Here is a 19,001-nt window from a genome sequence, read left to right as displayed (position 1 = left end):
TCCTTTCAAATGGCATTTTTAAAGCTCTTTATAGAGACTTTCATAAACGAGACTGGCAGTATCCCAAGAAAAATCCTGACTCATGGCATTATGCTGGATTGCCCGCCAATCTTCCTTGTGATTATAATACACATCAAGAGCAAAGGCAAGTGTATTGTTCAGCCAATAGCCGGAAAAATTATTAAAACCGAAGCCAGTCCCTGATTTTTCCACCGGATTATAAGGAATAACGGTATCCCTCAATCCTCCGACTTCATGGACAAGCGGCAGCGTTCCATAGCGCATAGCCATCATCTGTGAAAGGCCGCACGGCTCAAAAGCGCTCGGCATCAAAAACAGGTCGCATGCTCCGTAAATCTGCTGAGCCAGTTCTAAGTCAAAGGTAATATTAGCTGATATTTTATCAGGATAGTGCAGGCCAAACCAAGAAAAGGCGTTCTCAAAATCAGCGTAGCCGGTTCCCAGAACAACGAGCTGCAAATCGTACTGCAGCATAGCATTCAATTCGTTAACAACCAGATCGAACCCTTTCTGATCCGTCAAACGCGAAACGATACCGATTAAAGGTACATCTGGACGGACCGATAGGCCGACGCGTTTTTGCAGCGCCTCTTTATTCTTAGCTTTGCCAGATAAGTCATCAACCGAAAAATGTGCTTCTAAATAAGGATCTGTTTCCGGATTCAAGAGTTCTGTATCAATACCGTTAACGATTCCTGATAATTTTCCAGACTCCATCCGCATAATTTGGTCGAGTCCTTTGCCAAATTCCGGAGTTTGAATTTCTTCCGCATAAGAGGGAGAAACGGTTGTTACGCGATCGGCATAAAGCACTCCAGCCTTCATCCAATTCAGGGCATCATTCCAGCGCAGTGTCCCGTCAGCATAACGCTCATCACCCACTCCAAATAGATTCCCCAGCATACCAGGATCAAACTGCCCTTGAAATTCAATATTGTGAATGGTAAAGACTGTCTTAATATCCTGATAGGCCTGAATCCAATGATACTTTTCTTTGACCAAAAAAGGAATCATAGCTGTATGGTAGTCATGGACATGCAGGACATCCGGAATAAATTCAATTTTTTCCATCAATTCCAAAGCAGCCAGCTGGAAGAAAGCAAAGCGTTCACCGTCATCCCAGTCTCCGTAAACATGCCCGCGGAAAAAATAATCATGATTGTCAACAAAGTAGAAAGCAACCTGATCACGGACGATTTTCTTAACTCCCACATATTGGCGGCGCCAGCCCACATTGACATAAAAGTACAGGACATCTTCAATTTGATCGCCGAATTTAGCGTCAATAGTATCATAATAGGGCAAAACAACAGCTACTTCATTTCCGTTTTTTACCAGCGATTTAGGCAAGGCGCCGATAACGTCGCCTAACCCGCCGGTTTTAGCAAAAGGAGCGCCTTCTGCTGCTACAAACATTATTTTCATTGAATAACATCCTCAACAATTTCAACTGACTTAGCTATAACAACCGGTTTTTCCTGAGTTCCCCGAATAGTTACTCCGTCTGCAATCTGAACATTCTTACCGACAATAGCATTTTCAATAACGACACCTTTGCCGATTTTTACTTTAGGGAAAAGAATACTGTTAATAATCTGTGAGTTTTCAGCAATATAGCAATTACGGGAAACAATAGAATGCTCAACATCGCCTCTTACAATACTGCCAGATGCAAACTGAGCATTTTTGACAACAGAATCTGCTGCATAGTAAGTCGATTCTTCGTTTTTAACTTTTGTATAAACTCTTTGATTAGAGTAAAGCAGCGAATAAAATTTCTGACTGTCCAGCATATCCATATTGGCATCAAAATATGATTTAACAGAGGAAATGTTAGCAAGGTAGCCTGTATATTCAAAAGCCAAAGCTTGTTCACTGACCGTTAGGTCTCTGAGCAAGAAACGCAGTTTTTGAGGTTTGTCTTTCTGAGCTTCCTTTTCCATCTGTTCAATCAGCCAAGGTGTGTCAATGATATAAATCCCTGCTGACATCTTATCGGTCGTACTGCTGTCTTCGAAACGATCACGGCGGCCGGTAACAATATCAGCTTCATCAATTTCTAAGATATCATTAGCCTGCGAAATAAACTCTTTCGGCATTTTTTTATACACCACTGTGATATTGCGCTTATTAGCATTGTGCAGATGAATTACCTGCTGCAAGTCAATATTGCAAAGAATATCGCAGGACATATAAACAGTTTGGTCTGAACCTGAACGCTTGAGGTAAGTCAGTATTTGATCATAATAGTCATGGTCAGCCACGGTACTGTCTTCACTGGTATTGTAAAAACCGAGGAAATAGTGGCTGAGAAGGGTGTTCAGTCCCCATTCACGGCCGCTTCGGATATGATCAAAAACCGAACGGATATTTTGACCGCGGAAAATACCGTAAACACTGCGAATACCTGCATTGGCCAAATTAGACAGTTGAAAGTCAATTAAACGGTATTTGCCATCAAAGGGCAGGCTGGCTAATGGGCGCACAGCTGTCAGCCCTTCCATTTCTGGAAAGCCGATGGCATTTCCGAGAATTGCAGAATATTTATCAATCTTCATTTGGTACCCCCACTACTTCATTGTAACCAACAACTTGCACTTCTTCCGTGCCATCAATTTCCACGCCTTCACCAATAATAGCACCTTCGCCAACGATAGCCCGTGTGATCTTCGCACCCTCGCTGATAACAGCGCCGCTCATAATAAAGGAATCCTTAATTTCAGCTCCTTCTTTAACCTGAACATTTGTGGAAAGGATCGAATGCTCAACCTTTCCTGAAACAAAACAGCCGTCAACGACAAGTGAATCTTTAACACTGGCTTCTTCAGTAATAAAGTTAGGCGGCGCAATCAGATTTCTGGAATAAATTTTCCAAGAACGGTCGCGGCTGTGCAGCTCATTGTCTTCACCGATGTATTCCATATTAGCTTCCCAAAGAGATTCAATAGTCCCAACATCTTTCCAGTAGCCTTGGAAATTATAGGTATACACCCGTTCACCGGATTCAAGGTATGCCGGAATAACATTTTTGCCAAAATCAGACATTTCAACATTGTTTTTCTCTGCATCAACCAGCATTTCGCGCAGACGCTTCCAGTCAAAGATATAAATTCCCATAGAAGCCTTAGTTGATTTAGGATTTTCTGGTTTTTCTTCAAACTCAACGATCCGGTTATTAGAATCAGTGTTCATAATACCAAAGCGGCTGGCTTCTTTAAGCGGGACATCAATAACGGCTACTGTCAGGCTGGCCAGATTGTCCTTATGTGTCTGCAGCATATCGTCATAATCCATTTTATAAATATGATCGCCTGACAAAATCAGCACATATTCTGGATTGATTGAGTCAATGTAATCAATATTTTGGTAAATCGCATGACTGGTCCCCTGAAACCAGCGGTTTCCTTCGGTTGCTGAGTAGGGCTGAAGAATCGTAGCCCCTGAATTAATGCCATCAAGTCCCCAGCTTGAACCATTCCCGATATGGCTGTTAAGAGCCAGCGGCTGATACTGTGTAATGACACCAACATTATTAATTCCTGAATTTGCACAGTTTGACAGTGCAAAATCAATAATCCGGTAACGGCCGCCGAACTGTACTGCCGGTTTAGCAATACTTTGTGTCAATTTTCCAAGACGTGTCCCTTGTCCTCCAGCGAGGATAAGAGCTAACATTTCATTCTTCATTTAGTTTTCCTTTCGTAACTTGTTAAAAGCAACCGTATTCTTTCACTAAACAGCTTTTAAACATTACTTAGTGAATCAGCCAAAAGTCTTGTACCGGCTGTCTGTTGAAGATAAACAAACCCTTCCTGCCAAACAGCCGGCAGAGCTATAATGATAAAAGTTAATAAGATAAATAGATAATGCCCGTCTAAAAAGAAAGTTTAAATCAGTCTTTTAGGAGACATTTTCCCCTTTCAGCTTTTATTTTTTAAACGGCGTTTAATTTTCCAGATGCTTGCACCTAAAGCCGGGAGCGTAAAGGTCAGTGTATTCTGATAGTCTTTCCATAGACCTGACTGAGTCCGTGTCTGTGGGTTGTTTTCCTTCCAAACACCGCCGTATTCTTCCATTTCAGTATTAAGGATTTCTTCATAAATACCTGCCAGCGGTACCCCGATAGTAAATTCTTTGCGTTCAACCGGTGTCATATTAAAGACGCAGACTAACATATCTCCTTTATCGTTTTTACGGATAAAAGTAAGGACACTTTGAGCAGTATTATCCGCATCAATGATTTCCAAACCTTCGTAGGAATCGTCCAGCAGCCAGAGGGCCTTATTATCTTTGTAAAACTGATTAAGATGGCTGGTAAACTGCTGCATTTTTAGATTTAGGCCATCAGCTTCATCCAGATTGCCCCACTCCAGACCATGATCGTACTTCCATTCAAGGAACTGACCGAATTCACTGCCCATAAAAAGCAGTTTTTTCCCAGGATGGCACATCTGGTAAGTATAAAGGTTGCGCAAGCCGGCAAACTGATTATAGCGGTCTCCCCACATTTTATGCATCATGCTCTTTTTGCCATGAACGACTTCATCGTGTGAGAAAGGCAGGATAAAGTTTTCATCAAATGCATACATAAAACTGAAAGTCACTAAATTAAAATCGTATTGGCGATAAATAGGATCTTCCTCGTAGAACTTGAGGATATCGTTCATCCATCCCATGTTCCACTTATAATCAAAGCCCAGGCCGTCCTGATCAATCGCTCTAGTAATCGGCGTAGAGGCTGTCGATTCTTCTGCAACCATCATCACATCTGGATGACGGTATTTGATAATGCCGTTTAATCTGCGCAAGAAATTATAGCCTTCAATATTGCGATTACCGCCAAACTGATTGGGAGCCCATGGACCATCATCATAGTCCAGATAAAGCATATTGCTGACTGCATCCACTCGAATTCCGTCAATATGGTACTGCTCAATCCAGAACAAGGCACTAGAAATCAGAAAAGACTGCACCTGATTCTTCCCTAAATCAAAATTAAGGGCACCCCAGCGATAATTATGAGCCCGATGGTGGTCTTGATATTCATAAGTAGGTGTACCGTCAAAATAGGCAAGCGCATCATCATTTTGAGTAAAATGCCCCGGTACCCAGTCTACGATAACCCCGATATTATTAAGGTGACAGGCTTCAACAAAATCCTGAAATTCCTCAGGGGTGCCGTAGCTGTGTTCAAAAGCAAAATATCCCATCAGCTGATAGCCCCAGCTCATCCCAAGCGGATGTGCCATAATCGGCATAAATTCTACATGAGTATAATTCATTTTTACCAGATAAGGAATGAGCTCTTCCTTAAGCTGAGCAAACCCGTAAGGCCGACCCGAAGCGTCATGCTTCCAAGAACCTGCATGGACTTCATAAATATTAACCGGCCGCTGTTTGAAACCAAAGCGTTTGCGGCGTCCCATCCAAAGGGAATCTTTCCATTTTCTCTCTGCAAAAGTTTTGACAACAGCTCCTGTCCCAGGCCTTTCTTCCAAATAAAGGGCAACTGGATCCATCTTTTCAACCAGCTGTCCTCCGCTTCGTTTGACAAGGTACTTGTACAGTTCTCCTTCTGCCGGAAGACTGGTAAACACTTCCCAAACCCCTGCCTCATTTTGGGCCATTTCAACGGGGTTCTCCTTCCAAGAAGTAAAATCGCCTATAACATACAGAGCCTCGGCATTAGGAGCCCAAACGCGGAAAACGTAACCCTCTTTACCGTCTCGCTCTTCTTTGTGAACGCCAAAGTAGTGCTGAATATGAAAATTCTCTCCGGTTCCAAAGGTGAAAAGCGCTTCTTTTGTGTCCATAGCACCATCCTTTCCATTTTTTCTGAAACACTGACAAAATAATAATCCGGCTGTAAAAAACAAAAATAACCTGAGAAATTCTCAGGTTATTTCGTAATATCAAGGACCATCGCTGTCAAATTTTCAATGTCTAAACCATTTTGTTGATAGCTTTTATTTGTCTCTACTATTATATCATTCACCCGAAGGTTTTGCAAGCGTTTTCCAAATATACAGAAAACCACTTTTAGCGTTATCAGGTCATCAATTTCAAAACTGACAAAACCGCTGCCACTGCCAGCTTCAGTCACATAAACATGACTGCGGATTTCTTCGAAGGTTTCGTAAGAAAAGAACGGTGTTTCAGTTTTTAAAGCGATGATTTTCTTTATAAAGGCAATAGTCGGTTTATAATAAGTGACATGGCGCCAATTGACCTGATTGACCTGATCCGGAGCATTGTAGGAATTCATCGCTCTTTCTTTGTCAGCCCATGTTAATTCACCATCCTTGCCGGTCGGATAAAGTTTAGTCCGTAAAAATTCCTGACCGATTTGCATAAAGGACATCCCCTGAGTCAGGAGCCCCATAGCTGTCGCCAACTCAACTCGCTTAATATGGGTAATCTTATCATCATCAGGATGCAATTCCAGAAGCAAGTCATTCAGATTATAATTATCATGGGCCTCAACATAATTTAAGACCTGAGAAGGTGTGATATAACCGACAAACTCATCACTGCCTAAAACAGTCTTAGCTACCTTATCTTCTTTAGGAGCACCGGATACAAAACCTTTTTCAAAAGAGCCGTAAACTTCTGCTCCTTTTACGGCATTGCGCCCATCATCATTAAAAAAACCGATACGGGGCATTTGATAAGCATTCTCTTTCTTGGCCTTCTGTTCCGGCAGCAGACCTGTTCCCATATCCCAGCCTTCACCGTACATCAGAATACGGCGGTCAATTTTATCCAGTTCGGCCCGAATAAGATTCATGGTATCAATATCATGAATCCCCATTAAATCAAAACGGAAACCATCAATGTTGTATTCTTTGACCCAGTACAAGATAGAATCCAACATGTATTTCCGAAACATTTCCTTTTCGCTGGCTGTCTCATTGCCGCAGCCTGTCCCATCCTGGAAAGAACCATCTGCATTCATCCGGTAGAAGTAATCCGGGACAGACAGCTGAAAAGCTGAATTCTGTGAGGAATAAGTATGATTGTAAACAACATCCATAATAACATTAATACCGGCATCATGGTAGGCCTGAATCAGCTGCTTCAGTTCCAAAATCCGAGTAGCCGGTTCATGCGGATTGCTGGTGAAACTCGCTTCGGGAACATTGTAATTTTCAGGATCATAGCCCCAATTATAAGCGTAGCCCCCTTTGTCATCAAAAGTCTGATGATGATCAAAAACCGGCTGCAGCTGAATATGAGTCACACCAAGTTCTTTTACATAGTCAAAACCCGTTTTATCACCAAACTGATTCTGGGTTCCTTCTTCATAGACTCCTTTAAACTTTCCGCGATTTTCCGCGCGAACCCCAGATGTTTCAGAAATAGAAAAATCTCGGACATGCATCTCATAAATAACGGCCTGATTAGGGTTGTCCAAGCGCCAGAATGCTTCCTGCCCCTGCTTAACTGTGAATCCTTCCGGACGCAGATATTCCGGCGCAATAACAATAGACCGCCTGCCGTCTGCTGTTGTCGCCAGGGAATAAGGATCCCTTGTATCATTAAAGGTCCGCCTGCGGTAGTATACCCGGTAACGGTAAGCACAGTAGTTTAGATCATCGGAAACTGTGACAGACCAAACACCTTGTGTATTTTTCTGATGATCTTCCGGATAGTCCCCTGTTCCCCGTTCCATAGGGATAACCTGGTCAACACTGGCCTTTTCATCCGTTGAGCTGTAGAGAATTAATTCCACATGCTCAGCAGTCGGCGCCCACAGACGAAAAGCGGTTTGTTCTTTCTGATACCGGAAGCCCAGCCAGCCGCTAAATCCCCATTTCAAGTCAAAAGCCTGACTGTTTGTCGCCATATCAAAAGCACGGGGCTGGCGGCGGCTGTAGGCGTGGCTGGCAACCGCAGCCTGTCTGGAATAGTACAGGGTATCATCGCCATCAACAATCCACACTTCTGTTTTAGGAATGCCGCTGTTGCGATTAATACGAAAATCTGCTGTTTTATAAGTCCAGTGCGGACTTTTAACACTGACATAAACATGACTGAGAAAATATGGGGCAGGGTAGCTTAAGTTAGCAACCGCACCAAAGCTGTCAAAACGGGAAAAATGAGCATCTGTCCCCCACTGACCATCCCGCCACTTCCATAAGCTTAATTCAAAGTAGTTGCCGCGCCGGCTGTGATAGTGCACAATGACCGTATTCTTCATTTCCAATCACTCTCCTGCTTTGTTTTCCAAATCATCTACTTCGTGTGTAAATTTCTGAGCAATAGCCTCTAAAGCCAGTTTTTCCTGATCCAAAACAAGAGCATCATCGGAAATCTCATCGGTGTCCGCATAAAAAGTAATATGATTATTCAAATTTTGCAGGGTGATTGGGGCGTCTCCCCCATATTCCCCATCCAGATTAATCATCATGCGTTTATCAGACAAAGGCTGAATTTCCAAATAACTCGTTTTGATATACTCCACCCGTTTATCATAAATATGTTTGCCGCCGTCTAAAACTTTTCGGATTAGGTGCAGTATTTCGATCAAATTAGCAGTCTTAATCAGAATTAAGGTGAAATTTCCATCATCCAATTTAGCATCGGGCGCAATCCTCTCAAAACCGCCGACCGAATTAGTTAGAGCAACAAAAATCATTGATACTTCGCCTTCAAACACCCCGCTGTCGTGATTGATACGGACAGGGACTGTACGGACACCGGGCAGAAGCTCTACCCCCTTTGCCAGGTAGGCCAGATAACCAAAAGTGGTTTTTAATTGGCTGGGGACGCTGTAGGTCAATTCAGTGAACGAACCGGCAGCAGCAATATTGATAAAATATGAATTTTCATAGGCTTTTCCGATATCCATCTGAATAGTCTGATTCTTGCCTATTAGCTGAGCCGCTTTAATAGGATTGCCGCGCGGAATTTTAAGTGCACGGGCAAAGTCATTTGTTGTTCCGGTCGGGATAACAGCTATTTGCGGACGTTTTTCTAAAGGTGCAATCCCGCTGACAACCTCATTGATTGTCCCATCTCCTCCAGCAGCAACAATAAGATCAAAACCCGCTTCGGCCACCCGCTGTGCTTCTTTTTTGGCCGAATCTTTTCCGGCAGTTGTTTGAAAAGCTGAAGTTTCGTAGCCAAATCCTTCTAAAATATTTAAGACTTCAGCAACATTTTTTTTCATTATTTCCTGACCAGATGTCGGATTGTAAATCAAACGGGCTTTTTTTTGTTTAGTCATTTCTTTTCCTCACCTACAAACCAAGCAGCCACTCTTCATCTTTGACAGTAATACCTAAATTCTGTGCCTTTGTTAATTTGGAACCAGCATCGCTCCCCGCCACGACAATATCGGTTTTCTTTGAAACACTGCCTGTAACATGGGCACCGAGCGTCTGCAGTTTTTCTGCAGCCTGACTGCGGGTCATCTCAGTTAATTTCCCGGTTAAAACAACAGTCATCCCTGACAGAGGGGCGTCCAGAACTCGTTTTGGTCCCAGATAAGACAGATTAACGCCGTTCCCCTTCAGTTCTTCAAGCAGCCGTTTGGCTTCTTCTTTAGCAAAGTAAGTCTCCAGCGAGCGGGCAATCACCTCGCCGAGACCCGCAATGGACGAAATAGCAGCGAAATCTGCCCCTGCCAGCGTTTCTATATCACCAAAATACTCTAAAAGCTGGCGGCTGACTTTTGCGCCGACATGACGGATTCCTAAACCGAACAAAAGTCTCTCGGCAGAATTGGATTTCGAAGCCTGAACAGCCTGAGAAAGTTTAGCCGCTGACTTTTCCTTAATGCCCTCTAAACACATAAACTGCTCTGTGTTAAGTTTATAGATATCAGCAACATCACTGACCAGCTCTGCCTGAAAAAGTTTTTCCACAACAGCCGGACCTAGTCCGCTGATATTCATGGCATCTCTGCTGGCAAAATGGACCAGTTTTTCTTTAATCTGACTCGGACAAAGGGGATTGATACAGCGCAGAGCAACTTCATCTTCAAAATGGAGCAGATCGCTTCCGCAAGACGGGCAGTGCTCTGGAATCGGCAGCGGTTCCTGCTGATTCCGGCCGCTGTCTGCAACCCGTAAAACAGCAGGAATGATATCACCCGCTTTATAGACAACAACAGTATCACCGATACGAATATCTTTTTCGGCAATATAATCCACATTATGCAGTGTCGCCCGGCTTACTCTGGTACCTGCCAGCTGAACTGGAGTTAAATTTGCTGTTGGTGTAACAACTCCAGTCCTTCCCACAGTCCAGTCTACTGACAAGAGTGTCGCTTCTTTCTCCTCAGCTGGAAATTTATAAGCAATAGCCCAGCGAGGCGCCTTGACAGTAAAGCCCAGCTCTTCCTGCATAGCCAGGCTGTTGACCTTGATAACAACACCATCTATTTCATAAGGAAGATGATCGCGTTCTTTAGTCATTTCCTCAATAAAGTTCCAAATCTCATCCATTGATGAGCTTAAGAAATAATGGGAATTGACTGAAAAACCAAGCTGACCCAGTCCCTTTAAAACAGCGTCCTGACTGCCTGCTTCTGTTGGACTGGCCTCTTGATACAAAAAAGTTGCTAAATGACGTTTAGCCACTACAGCCGTGTCCAGCTGACGCAAAGTCCCAGCAGCAGCATTTCTTGGATTGGCAAACTCTGTTTCACCATTTTCCTGACGCTCCTGATTTATTTTAGCAAAAGAGGCTTTAGGCAGATAACACTCGCCGCGCACTGTTATATCTAAATTGTGTTCCAGCTGCAAAGGAATATCTTTTACTCTTTTTAGATTTTCGGTAATATTTTCGCCAATACGCCCGTCTCCGCGCGTTGCGCCTACCTGCAGGCGTCCGTCAGTATACGTCAGGGAAACAGACAGACCGTCAATTTTTAATTCAGCCAAATACTCGGCATCGGGAAACTCAGCTTTAATGCGGCGGTCAAATTCCAATAATTCTGCATGCGAAAAAGCATCCTGCAAAGAAAAGAGCGGATACTCATGTTCGTATTTTTCAAATCCGTCTAAAACAACTCCCCCCACCCGATGTGTGGGGCTGTTTGCCTGGATGAGCTCCGGATAATCCTTTTCCAGCGCTTGTAACTCACGGTAGAGTTTGTCATAGTCACTGTCAGAAATACTGGGATTATCCTCAGTATAATATTCTTTCGCATATTGATTGAGCTGTTCAACCAGTTTCTTCATTCGATTTTTCATATAATCTATTTTACCATAATTTCGTCTTAGAGGAGACAGGGAAATCTCTTTTATAATTTTTCTATATAGGACATGACTGAAAATTCTTTGTGATCGGCAATAATCTGATCAGCCAGTCTCTTAATCTCCTTCCTGGCATTTTTAGGGGCAACCGCACAGCCAGCATAAGCCAGCATTTCATAATCATTAAGGTTGTCGCCAAAAGCCAGAACATCTTGCGATGAAACACCAAGTCTTTCGCATAATTTTTGAACAGCTGTTCCTTTATTGATATTTTTCGTAATAATGTCTATCGCTCCAAAGCCAGTGGTTACCGCTGTTAAATCCTGCAGCTGCTGATTAATCAATTGTTCACTGATATCCGTATGTTCCGGCGGAAATTTTGTATCAATTTTTAAGATACTGTCATTAATCTCTTCAAAATCAGCAACCCGTCTAAGATTCCCGTAGTAATAAGACATATAATCAAAAAAGGCAGAATCCGCCTGAGCAAGGATATAGGCTCCCTGCCGTCCCGACAAGATGACATTCTTAGGATTAAAATGCGGAACTTGCCGCAAATCAGCCAAAGCCTGCAGATAATGTGCTTTAGGTATAGCTGCTTCAAATATGACAGCTGATTCATAACTGACCAAAGTTCCATTTTCCGCAATAAAGGCCATATCATTTTTGACTTCAGCAAAAGTCGTTTCCAAATTGCTTAAACTCCTCCCAGATGCAGCTGCAAACAGAATCCCTTTGCGCTTGAAATTCTCAATAACAGCTTTCAGGCGCTCCATGCTGAACTCGCCCTGATGATTGAGGAATGTTCCGTCCATATCAGTTACAACTAATTTGAAAGCTCTTGCCATTTATCCTAACCTCCTCTATTATTTTATTATAAGATAAAATAATAGCAATGAAAACCAAAAGAAGCAAAATATCTCTGCCGCATTAAAACAAGCTGCAAAACCGCCAACGTTTCTCAATACTAATCCCTGTCCATTCCGAAGCAGTCAACCAGCATCAGTCTTCACACTGCTATCTAAAATCAATATGGCAAACGGCAGGATTACATTTTTATGATGACAGCCTTATAAAATAAAAAGAGAGTGAGACAGAGCCCAAAACTAAGGCTCCCCTCACTCTCCAATTTGCTGTTCGGGATGATCGTTCTACTGGATAAGGCCACTCTCAGACCCGCACAGTTTGTTAGGGTGACTGGCAATATTTTTTGTGCAGCCGTAAAAACAACCTAGGGAACCATTTAAAACGGACGATAAAATGTTAAGATGCATCCAGATAACGTCTTCCAATCACCAAAAATTATTTCTGTAAAATAAACTAAGCTGGGACACTTGTGCCCCAGCCGCTTGCGTAAGACTTAATATTAAAGACTTTATTTATCTGCTCAAATCAATATGCTGTCCTACTTTATCTATGATGACAGAACCGACTAAGAGCGAAACCAACTCGCCGACAGCTGTTGTCAACCAGCTCAACCAAAAAGGGGCACCAAAAAAGGTTAACTCAACAGCAATAGTAATCATTGAAGCCGCAAAAAAGAAAGAAAAATAGAAGAAAGCTTTATTAAACACCCCTCCAAGCACATATTCTTTTTTATAGCGGTCAAAAAGAACAACTCCCAAAGTAACAAAGACAAGGGTTGAACCGCCTCCAACAGCAACATCAACAAGAGTGAAACTGTATAAATTGGCCAGCATACAGCCTAAGGTTAAGCTGATGATGTATTTAGGATTATAAAATGCAAGGAAATTCATCATTTCCGAGACACGGAACTGATACATTCCGTAAGAAAGCGCATTGAGCGGCGGTGTAATCGTTAAAACGATATAAAGCGCAGCGACAAGAGCAATGTGGGCATAATCGCGTACAGATAATATTTTCATAAATTTTTCTCCTTTAACGTCACACATAGAAATCATTTTGTCAGATAACAGATAAAGTACAGACAAAGAGAAACAGACCTACAGCAGAATCCTGTTCTGTCTTATCAGAAACTGAATCTTAATAAGGAAATAGTCGCACCATTCCCGCAGACCAAATAACTTCTATTTTACGTTTCTAATATGCTTGGCGAAAGAAGCTAAGCGCCAAGGGTTGCAATAAACAACTCGCTTATTGTACCATACTTTATGCGATTAGCCAAGTCCGATAAAAAGTGACGGCTAAAAGAAAGACAGTTTTCCCAGTCTAACTCAAAGCCGCCCTGAACCATAAGCCTTCCCTCACTCTTCAGTTTTTTTGGTTCAAACTGAAGTCAGCTGCTGGATAAATTCCCTCTTCATCCCGCACAGCTGGATATAGCCGCTGTAACTTTTGGAGTAGTTAGACAAGTCCATTAGGCCGTTTAAAGTGGGGGTCCGAAAAATTAAAGTGCGGCCAGATAAAGCTGCCCATCAAACAAAAAATTATTCCAAAAAAGTACGCTAAATTGAGATGCTTTTATACGCAGTCTTACAGACAGCACCGTTCTGGGGATGCCTGCCAAGCAAGCATGCCCCGGCAGGCTCAAGCTCTTTTAGGCTCATTGTCAACTGTAGTGGGTGACTTATAGCTAAGCACGAGAGAGAATCAGAGAGGTTCTCTCTTTTTGAATGTTCAAAGCGATTAGAATTTTAGTTTTAAAGTTTTTGAAGTTCCTAAAACCAAAGGCATTTCGCTTAATGTCTTTGATAATCTTATTGGTAGCTTCGAGTTTGGCGTTGGAGTAGGGGAATTCAAGGGCGTTGGTAATCTCTTTTTTGTATTTCTTGAAGGTCTTAAAGGTCGTTTGAAGCACTGAGTTGACCGTGCCCATGTGTTCTTCGATCAGTTCGAAAAAGTACTTGGAATTCTTCTGCTGAAAATGGAATAAGAGCAGCTGATAAAGATCATAGTAATAGCAAAGTTCGTCTGAGAGATTTAGTGTTTTCTCAATGATTTCACGAGGTGTTAAAGTCTGTCTGAAAGTTCGTGAATAGAAGGGTTTGTCAGAGAGCTTCCGACTCTCTTTTTGGAAGAGTCGCCAGTGATTTTTTAAGGCACGATAAGGTAATGAGCCTTTATCAAAGGTTTTCATGATGGCAATTCTGGTAGCCAACATAGCACGTCCTAGGTGCTGCACAATGTGGAAACGGTCCAACACAATCTTGGCGTTTGGAAATAATCTTTTGATTAGGGGGATATAGCTTCCAGACATGTCTGCGGTCACGACCTTAACCTGCTCACGACCCTTTCGAGAGTACTTCAAAAAGTGGTTCTTGATAGTTGTTTGCTGGTTGTTGTCTAAAATGGCCATAATCTTTTTGGTTTGAAAATCTTGAGCGATAAAAGCGAGTCTTCCCTTGTGACATGAAAATTCATCCCAAGATAAGATCTCAGGAAGTCTTGAAAAGTCCTCTTTGAAAGTCAATTGTTCTAACTGTCGTTGGACGGCAGAAACGGAGATATGAAGGGCTTTAGCGATGTCTGTATTGGTCCGTTTTTCGGTATGAAGCTGGGTGATTTTCTGCCAGACAGGATGCGAGATTTGGTGATTCTTCTTAAGCAAACTTGTTTGAGCGACCCTGACTTTACGGCAGGACTTGCATTGGAAGCGTCTTTTTTTGAGTTTAAGGAGGGTTGGCATGCCTTAGATATCTAAGATTGGAATGGTTGATGGCTTTTGGAAATCATATTTAATCATGTGGTGATTACAGAGAGGACAATGTTTTGGTGGATAATCCAGCATAGCGTTGATGACAATATGACTATCGTATTTAACAGCACTCCCTATGATGATATTTGGGTCTTTCATTCCGATTAATTCTGTGGTATGCTTAAGATGTTCCATATGAGCCTTTCTAATGAGTTGTTTGAACGCTTTTCATTATAAGTCATATGGGACTTTTTTTCTACAGTCAAAAAGCTCCATAATCTCCAGAGTGGAGTTACCCACTACAGAAATTATAGAGCCCTCTTTTATCCCATTTTATTTTTATATCAATCAAACAGCTTTGATAAAACGAAACGAGGCAGGGAGCTGTTCAAAGCCCCTGCCTCATTTTACTTTTTAAACAGATGAGTTTGGCGCAGCCGTTAATCGGACGTTTTCATCCCTTGTTGCGCAAGGAACACAGCCAGTCTTATTCGGTTTTTTCATCCTTTGGCGGCTGGCTGTCTTTCTCAGAATGTCCCTGAATCAGCGACACCAAAGTCCCACGCCGTCCTTCCAATTCACCGTAACGCAGTTCCTGAAAGGTTGCATTGAAAATAGCTCCTAAAATCAGAATGCGTGCCAGAAAAATAAACCAAAGCATTAAAATAAAGATAACGACTGAACCAAAGGTCTTTAAGTCAACCATCCGCTCAAAGGTATTTAAAATATAGTTACTGACCATGCTGCTTAAAAAGCCCATCACAAAGGTTGTAAAAACAGTTCCCGGAAGAATGTAGCGAATTTTGGTAATGCGAACATTGGGCAACAAAAAGTACAGCAGCATCAGTCCGACAAAAATAGTCACAATCGTTACCGGCTGAGATAAATTTAAAACCAAGCTGTAAAAAGTATCATTCAAGTCATAACGATTATCTACAGCCTGCAGGACCCCTTTACTGAACGTTGAAAAAATCAGGACAAAAGTCAAGAGGAAAAGGATTAAGAGGCTAGCCAAAATTCCGATAAGGTGGCCAATGACAAAATCTCTGTGAGGAGAGGCACCGTAAGCTTTATTAATAGCTTTTTGCAGAGAAGTCAGACTTCTTGACATGGTCCACAGTCCTGTCAGTGTTGCCACTCCCAGAATACTTCCGGAAGGTTTCGAAAAGATATTAATCGTAATTGCTGAAGCTGAAGCATAGATATCCTTTGGCAGATTATCCTTCATCAGCCGCAGTAAATCAGAAATATCAATATTGAAATAAGGAAAAATGTTAGCTGCAATGACAATAAGCGGGAAGGCCGTCAAAAGCAAATAATAAGCTACTGCAATTGAAGACAGATCCACTTCAGCACTGCGGTAATGGCGCAAAAAAGCTTGAAAAGGCTCATATTCCAATTTTGAAAGAAGGTTATCTACAAAATTTTTCTTCTTCATTTAGTAAGTTCTCTCTTCACCTTGACTGGTCAAAATCTGCGGACCGTCCTTGGTAATAACAAATTGATGTTCATACTGGCAGGACAGACCGCCATCAAGTGTCTTATGAGCCCAGCCTGTTTCGGGGTCCGTATCAATCTCCCAAGTTCCGGTATTAATCATGGGCTCGATGGTCAAAACCATTCCTTCGCGCAGACGAAGACCGCGTCCGGCAGTTCCGTAATGAGGGACCATTGGTTCCTCGTGCATTGTCGGTCCAACACCATGGCCTACTAAATCTCTAACGACGCCATAGCCATGGCTCTCAGCATAGTTCTGAATAGCTGCACCGATATCGCCAATGCGATTGCCGATAACAGCCTGCTCGATGCCCAGGTACAGTGCTTCTTTGGTAACCGCCATAAGCTTTGCTGCTTCTTCTGAAACATTGCCAACGGCATAAGCCCAGCAAGAATCAGCTAAACCGCCGGTATAGTTTTCAGTATATTTCTTCATTTCAGCAACATTATTAAAATTCAGTTTGCCCACATCGACAGCGGATTTGTCCAGCGGTTCGCTCAAAACCATGTCAACTTTCAGCAAATCACCTTCTTTTAAAATATAATGTCTGGGGAAAGCATGGGCTACTTCATCATTTAAGCCGCAGCAAGTTGCGTAGGGATAATCCATAACAGAACCGTCGACGCCGATCTGCAAAGGTAGGACATTCCCTTCCTTACAGCGCCTGCGGACATATTCTTCTACCGCCCACATATCTGCTCCAGGCTTAATCAGCTCACGCAAACCTTTATGGATACTGGCTAAAAAGCTCCCAGCCTTATCCATCGCTTCTATTTCACGTGCCGATTTTAATGTAATCATTGTATACCATACTCCTTAAATATTAATTTATTTTTGTCGTTATAATGGCTTTGGCAACCATCTGGCTGTTGAGGTAGACGGCTATATCCAGCAGCAGACTGCGTCTGTTTTCACTGATAATTTGCGGATGAATCGTCAATTTATCATCAATCTGCACCGCCTGTAAAAAGTATAACATCATTTGTTCAATAATGATATTTTTCCGCTTTTTCTGTGTCAAAACACGAACTGCAATTTCTTTAAGCAGTTCTGCCAAAACGCCCTGCGCTAAATTGCCCGAATAATCAATCATAGCCGGTTCAACGATAAACTGATAATTGCCTTGAACCATAGACAGATTGGCAATCATCTGATCGCTGTAAGTATAAAGGTTGTTTTGCCTGAGATTATCCGGGAGGTTCTCCATAACCTGACGACGGGTAATCACGCCCAGCAAAGTCTGCTCAGCAGAAACAACAGGCAGCATATTAAGATCTTCAAAAATCATTTTCTGGCTGATACTGGCTAAACTTGTATTGGGTTTTGCCACAATAGGGTTTTCGGTCATAACCTCCGTTAAATTGAGGCAGCTATCCTTTCCTAATACATCCCGCATGCTTATCACGCCGATCACCTGATTATCGGCATCTACGACCGGAAAACGAACATGTGTGGTTTGTTTAATGAGAGCATGATAAGCTTTAATAGTTTCATCAGCTGTCAAATAACCGTAATTCGCCGCTGACTGGTAGACTTGACCGACTGTTTTTAAATCCGTCTTGATGCGAACGTTAGAAAGAGCATGGTTAATCATCGTAGCCACTGTAAAGGTATCATAATGTGTAACCATCACCGGAATCCCCTGATTATCTGCCAAAGAGATAACCCGTTCTGAAACAGAGAAACCGCCAGTTACCAAAATAGCATTATGATTCTCCAGAGCCAGAAGCTGGATATTTTCCCGATCGCCGACAATAAGAAGTCCCCCTTTGACTAAATAACGGCCGATATTCTGGCGAGTCATGGCACCAATAGAAAACTTGCTGAATTCATGGCCGAGGCCGGCCTCCCCAGCCAAAACTTCTGAATCACTGATACGGGCAATTTCAGCATAAGTTAAACGTTCAATACGAACATCGGGTTTCTGCTCAACCCGGACAGTCCCGCTTCGCGGACGGGTTTCCACAAGTCCGCGCCTTTCTCCTTCTTTAATTGCCCGGTAAGCTGTTCCCTCGCTGACTTTTAAATGATTGGCAATGCTGCGGACGCTCACCCGCTTACCAACCGCTAGGTTTTCCAGATACTCTAATATTTCCTGATGCTTACTCATAATGATAATCACCCTTAAGGATCTGATATTCGGCATAGCTCCGCATTTTATGCGAATAACGATCGCTTCCTTTAAATTCTCTCGTTAGACGAAAGCCGCTTTTTTGAGCAACCCGATGACTGGCTGCATTTTCTTGATGGATAATCACTTTTAAAGCCTTTAAGTCCATTGCTGTAAAACTCAAGTAAACTAAAGTCTGCAGGCATTCAGTCATGTAGCCTTGGTTCCAAAAATCCCGATGCAGAAAATAGCCGATTTCCGTTATTTGAGACAGGGAATTCAATTTTTCAAAACGAATAGCTCCAATCATTTTGCCTGTCTCTTTATCTTCAATAGCCCAAATGCCCAAAGGAGCTTTCATGAAATAGTGCACCAGCAGGTAATCACTTTCATATCTGCTTGCTTGAGCAGGAAAAATAAAATTGAGATTTTGCGGATTGGAACAAATAGCCCAAAAATCGTCTCTGTCAGAAAAAGCAAAGGGACGCATAATTAACCGTTCTGTAGTCCAAAAAGCATAGCGCCCCAGTTCTGTCCAAATATCCATAGTTT

13 protein-coding genes, 1 pseudogene and 1 riboswitch are annotated in these 19,001 nt (G+C 42.5%); all 14 genes and pseudogenes read right to left on the bottom strand.

Translation table 11 applies throughout. The features are described from left to right. Positions 1–18: 18 nt before the first annotated feature. Positions 19–1,446: a glycogen synthase GlgA gene (gene glgA / locus DDV21_RS04325; RefSeq protein ID WP_116878814.1), complete on the bottom strand. Its 1,428-nt coding sequence runs from the start codon at positions 1,444–1,446 to the stop codon at positions 19–21. After that, positions 1,443–2,579, bottom strand: a complete 1,137-nt coding sequence (gene glgD / locus DDV21_RS04320) for a glucose-1-phosphate adenylyltransferase subunit GlgD (RefSeq protein WP_116878813.1) — start codon at positions 2,577–2,579, stop codon at positions 1,443–1,445. Before glgD ends, glgA begins: the two co-directional genes overlap by 4 nt. Continuing rightward, positions 2,569–3,708: a glucose-1-phosphate adenylyltransferase gene (locus tag DDV21_RS04315; protein WP_116878812.1), complete on the bottom strand. Its 1,140-nt coding sequence runs from the start codon at positions 3,706–3,708 to the stop codon at positions 2,569–2,571. Before DDV21_RS04315 ends, glgD begins: the two co-directional genes overlap by 11 nt. Before the next feature lie 233 nt (positions 3,709–3,941). Continuing rightward, positions 3,942–5,834: a 1,4-alpha-glucan branching protein GlgB gene (gene glgB / locus DDV21_RS04310; RefSeq protein ID WP_116878811.1), complete on the bottom strand. Its 1,893-nt coding sequence runs from the start codon at positions 5,832–5,834 to the stop codon at positions 3,942–3,944. A gap of 86 nt (positions 5,835–5,920) precedes the next feature. Next, positions 5,921–8,221 (bottom strand): type I pullulanase, encoded by a 2,301-nt coding sequence (pulA, locus tag DDV21_RS04305; protein WP_116878824.1) that lies wholly within the window; start codon positions 8,219–8,221, stop codon positions 5,921–5,923. A gap of 6 nt (positions 8,222–8,227) precedes the next feature. Continuing rightward, positions 8,228–9,250: a diacylglycerol kinase family lipid kinase gene (locus DDV21_RS04300; protein ID WP_116878810.1), complete on the bottom strand. Its 1,023-nt coding sequence runs from the start codon at positions 9,248–9,250 to the stop codon at positions 8,228–8,230. Positions 9,251–9,263: 13 nt separating this feature from the next. Continuing rightward, positions 9,264–11,222: an NAD-dependent DNA ligase LigA gene (gene ligA / locus DDV21_RS04295; RefSeq protein ID WP_116878809.1), complete on the bottom strand. Its 1,959-nt coding sequence runs from the start codon at positions 11,220–11,222 to the stop codon at positions 9,264–9,266. 50 nt (positions 11,223–11,272) lie between these two features. Next, positions 11,273–12,073 (bottom strand): Cof-type HAD-IIB family hydrolase, encoded by an 801-nt coding sequence (locus DDV21_RS04290; protein ID WP_116878808.1) that lies wholly within the window; start codon positions 12,071–12,073, stop codon positions 11,273–11,275. Between the two features lie 531 nt (positions 12,074–12,604). Further along, positions 12,605–13,111 carry a QueT transporter family protein gene (locus DDV21_RS04285; protein WP_116878807.1) on the bottom strand — a complete coding sequence of 169 codons (507 nt, stop codon included), beginning with the start codon at positions 13,109–13,111 and terminating at the stop codon, positions 12,605–12,607. Positions 13,112–13,265: 154 nt separating this feature from the next. Then, a riboswitch (PreQ1 riboswitch) is annotated at positions 13,266–13,353 on the bottom strand. Positions 13,354–13,779: 426 nt separating this feature from the next. Further along, positions 13,780–15,036 (bottom strand): annotated as a pseudogene (locus tag DDV21_RS04280) (ISL3 family transposase). 292 nt (positions 15,037–15,328) lie between these two features. Continuing rightward, a complete protein-coding gene (locus DDV21_RS04275) occupies positions 15,329–16,279 on the bottom strand; it encodes a YihY/virulence factor BrkB family protein (protein WP_116878789.1) in 951 nt (316 codons plus the stop codon). Further along, positions 16,280–17,140, bottom strand: a complete 861-nt coding sequence (locus tag DDV21_RS04270) for a methionyl aminopeptidase (RefSeq protein ID WP_116878788.1) — start codon at positions 17,138–17,140, stop codon at positions 16,280–16,282. It abuts the gene before it with no gap. Positions 17,141–17,162: 22 nt separating this feature from the next. Continuing rightward, positions 17,163–18,449 (bottom strand): CBS-HotDog domain-containing transcription factor SpxR, encoded by a 1,287-nt coding sequence (gene spxR / locus DDV21_RS04265; protein ID WP_116878787.1) that lies wholly within the window; start codon positions 18,447–18,449, stop codon positions 17,163–17,165. Continuing rightward, positions 18,442–18,996 (bottom strand): GNAT family N-acetyltransferase, encoded by a 555-nt coding sequence (locus DDV21_RS04260; RefSeq protein ID WP_116878786.1) that lies wholly within the window; start codon positions 18,994–18,996, stop codon positions 18,442–18,444. Before DDV21_RS04260 ends, spxR begins: the two co-directional genes overlap by 8 nt. Positions 18,997–19,001: the final 5 nt, after the last annotated feature.

Origin of the sequence: Streptococcus chenjunshii (assembly GCF_003086355.1) — a bacterium.
Taxonomy (GTDB): domain Bacteria; phylum Bacillota; class Bacilli; order Lactobacillales; family Streptococcaceae; genus Streptococcus; species Streptococcus chenjunshii.
The sequence above is the reverse complement of the archived record's forward strand: the minus strand, read 5'-3'. Positions and strand labels throughout refer to the sequence as shown.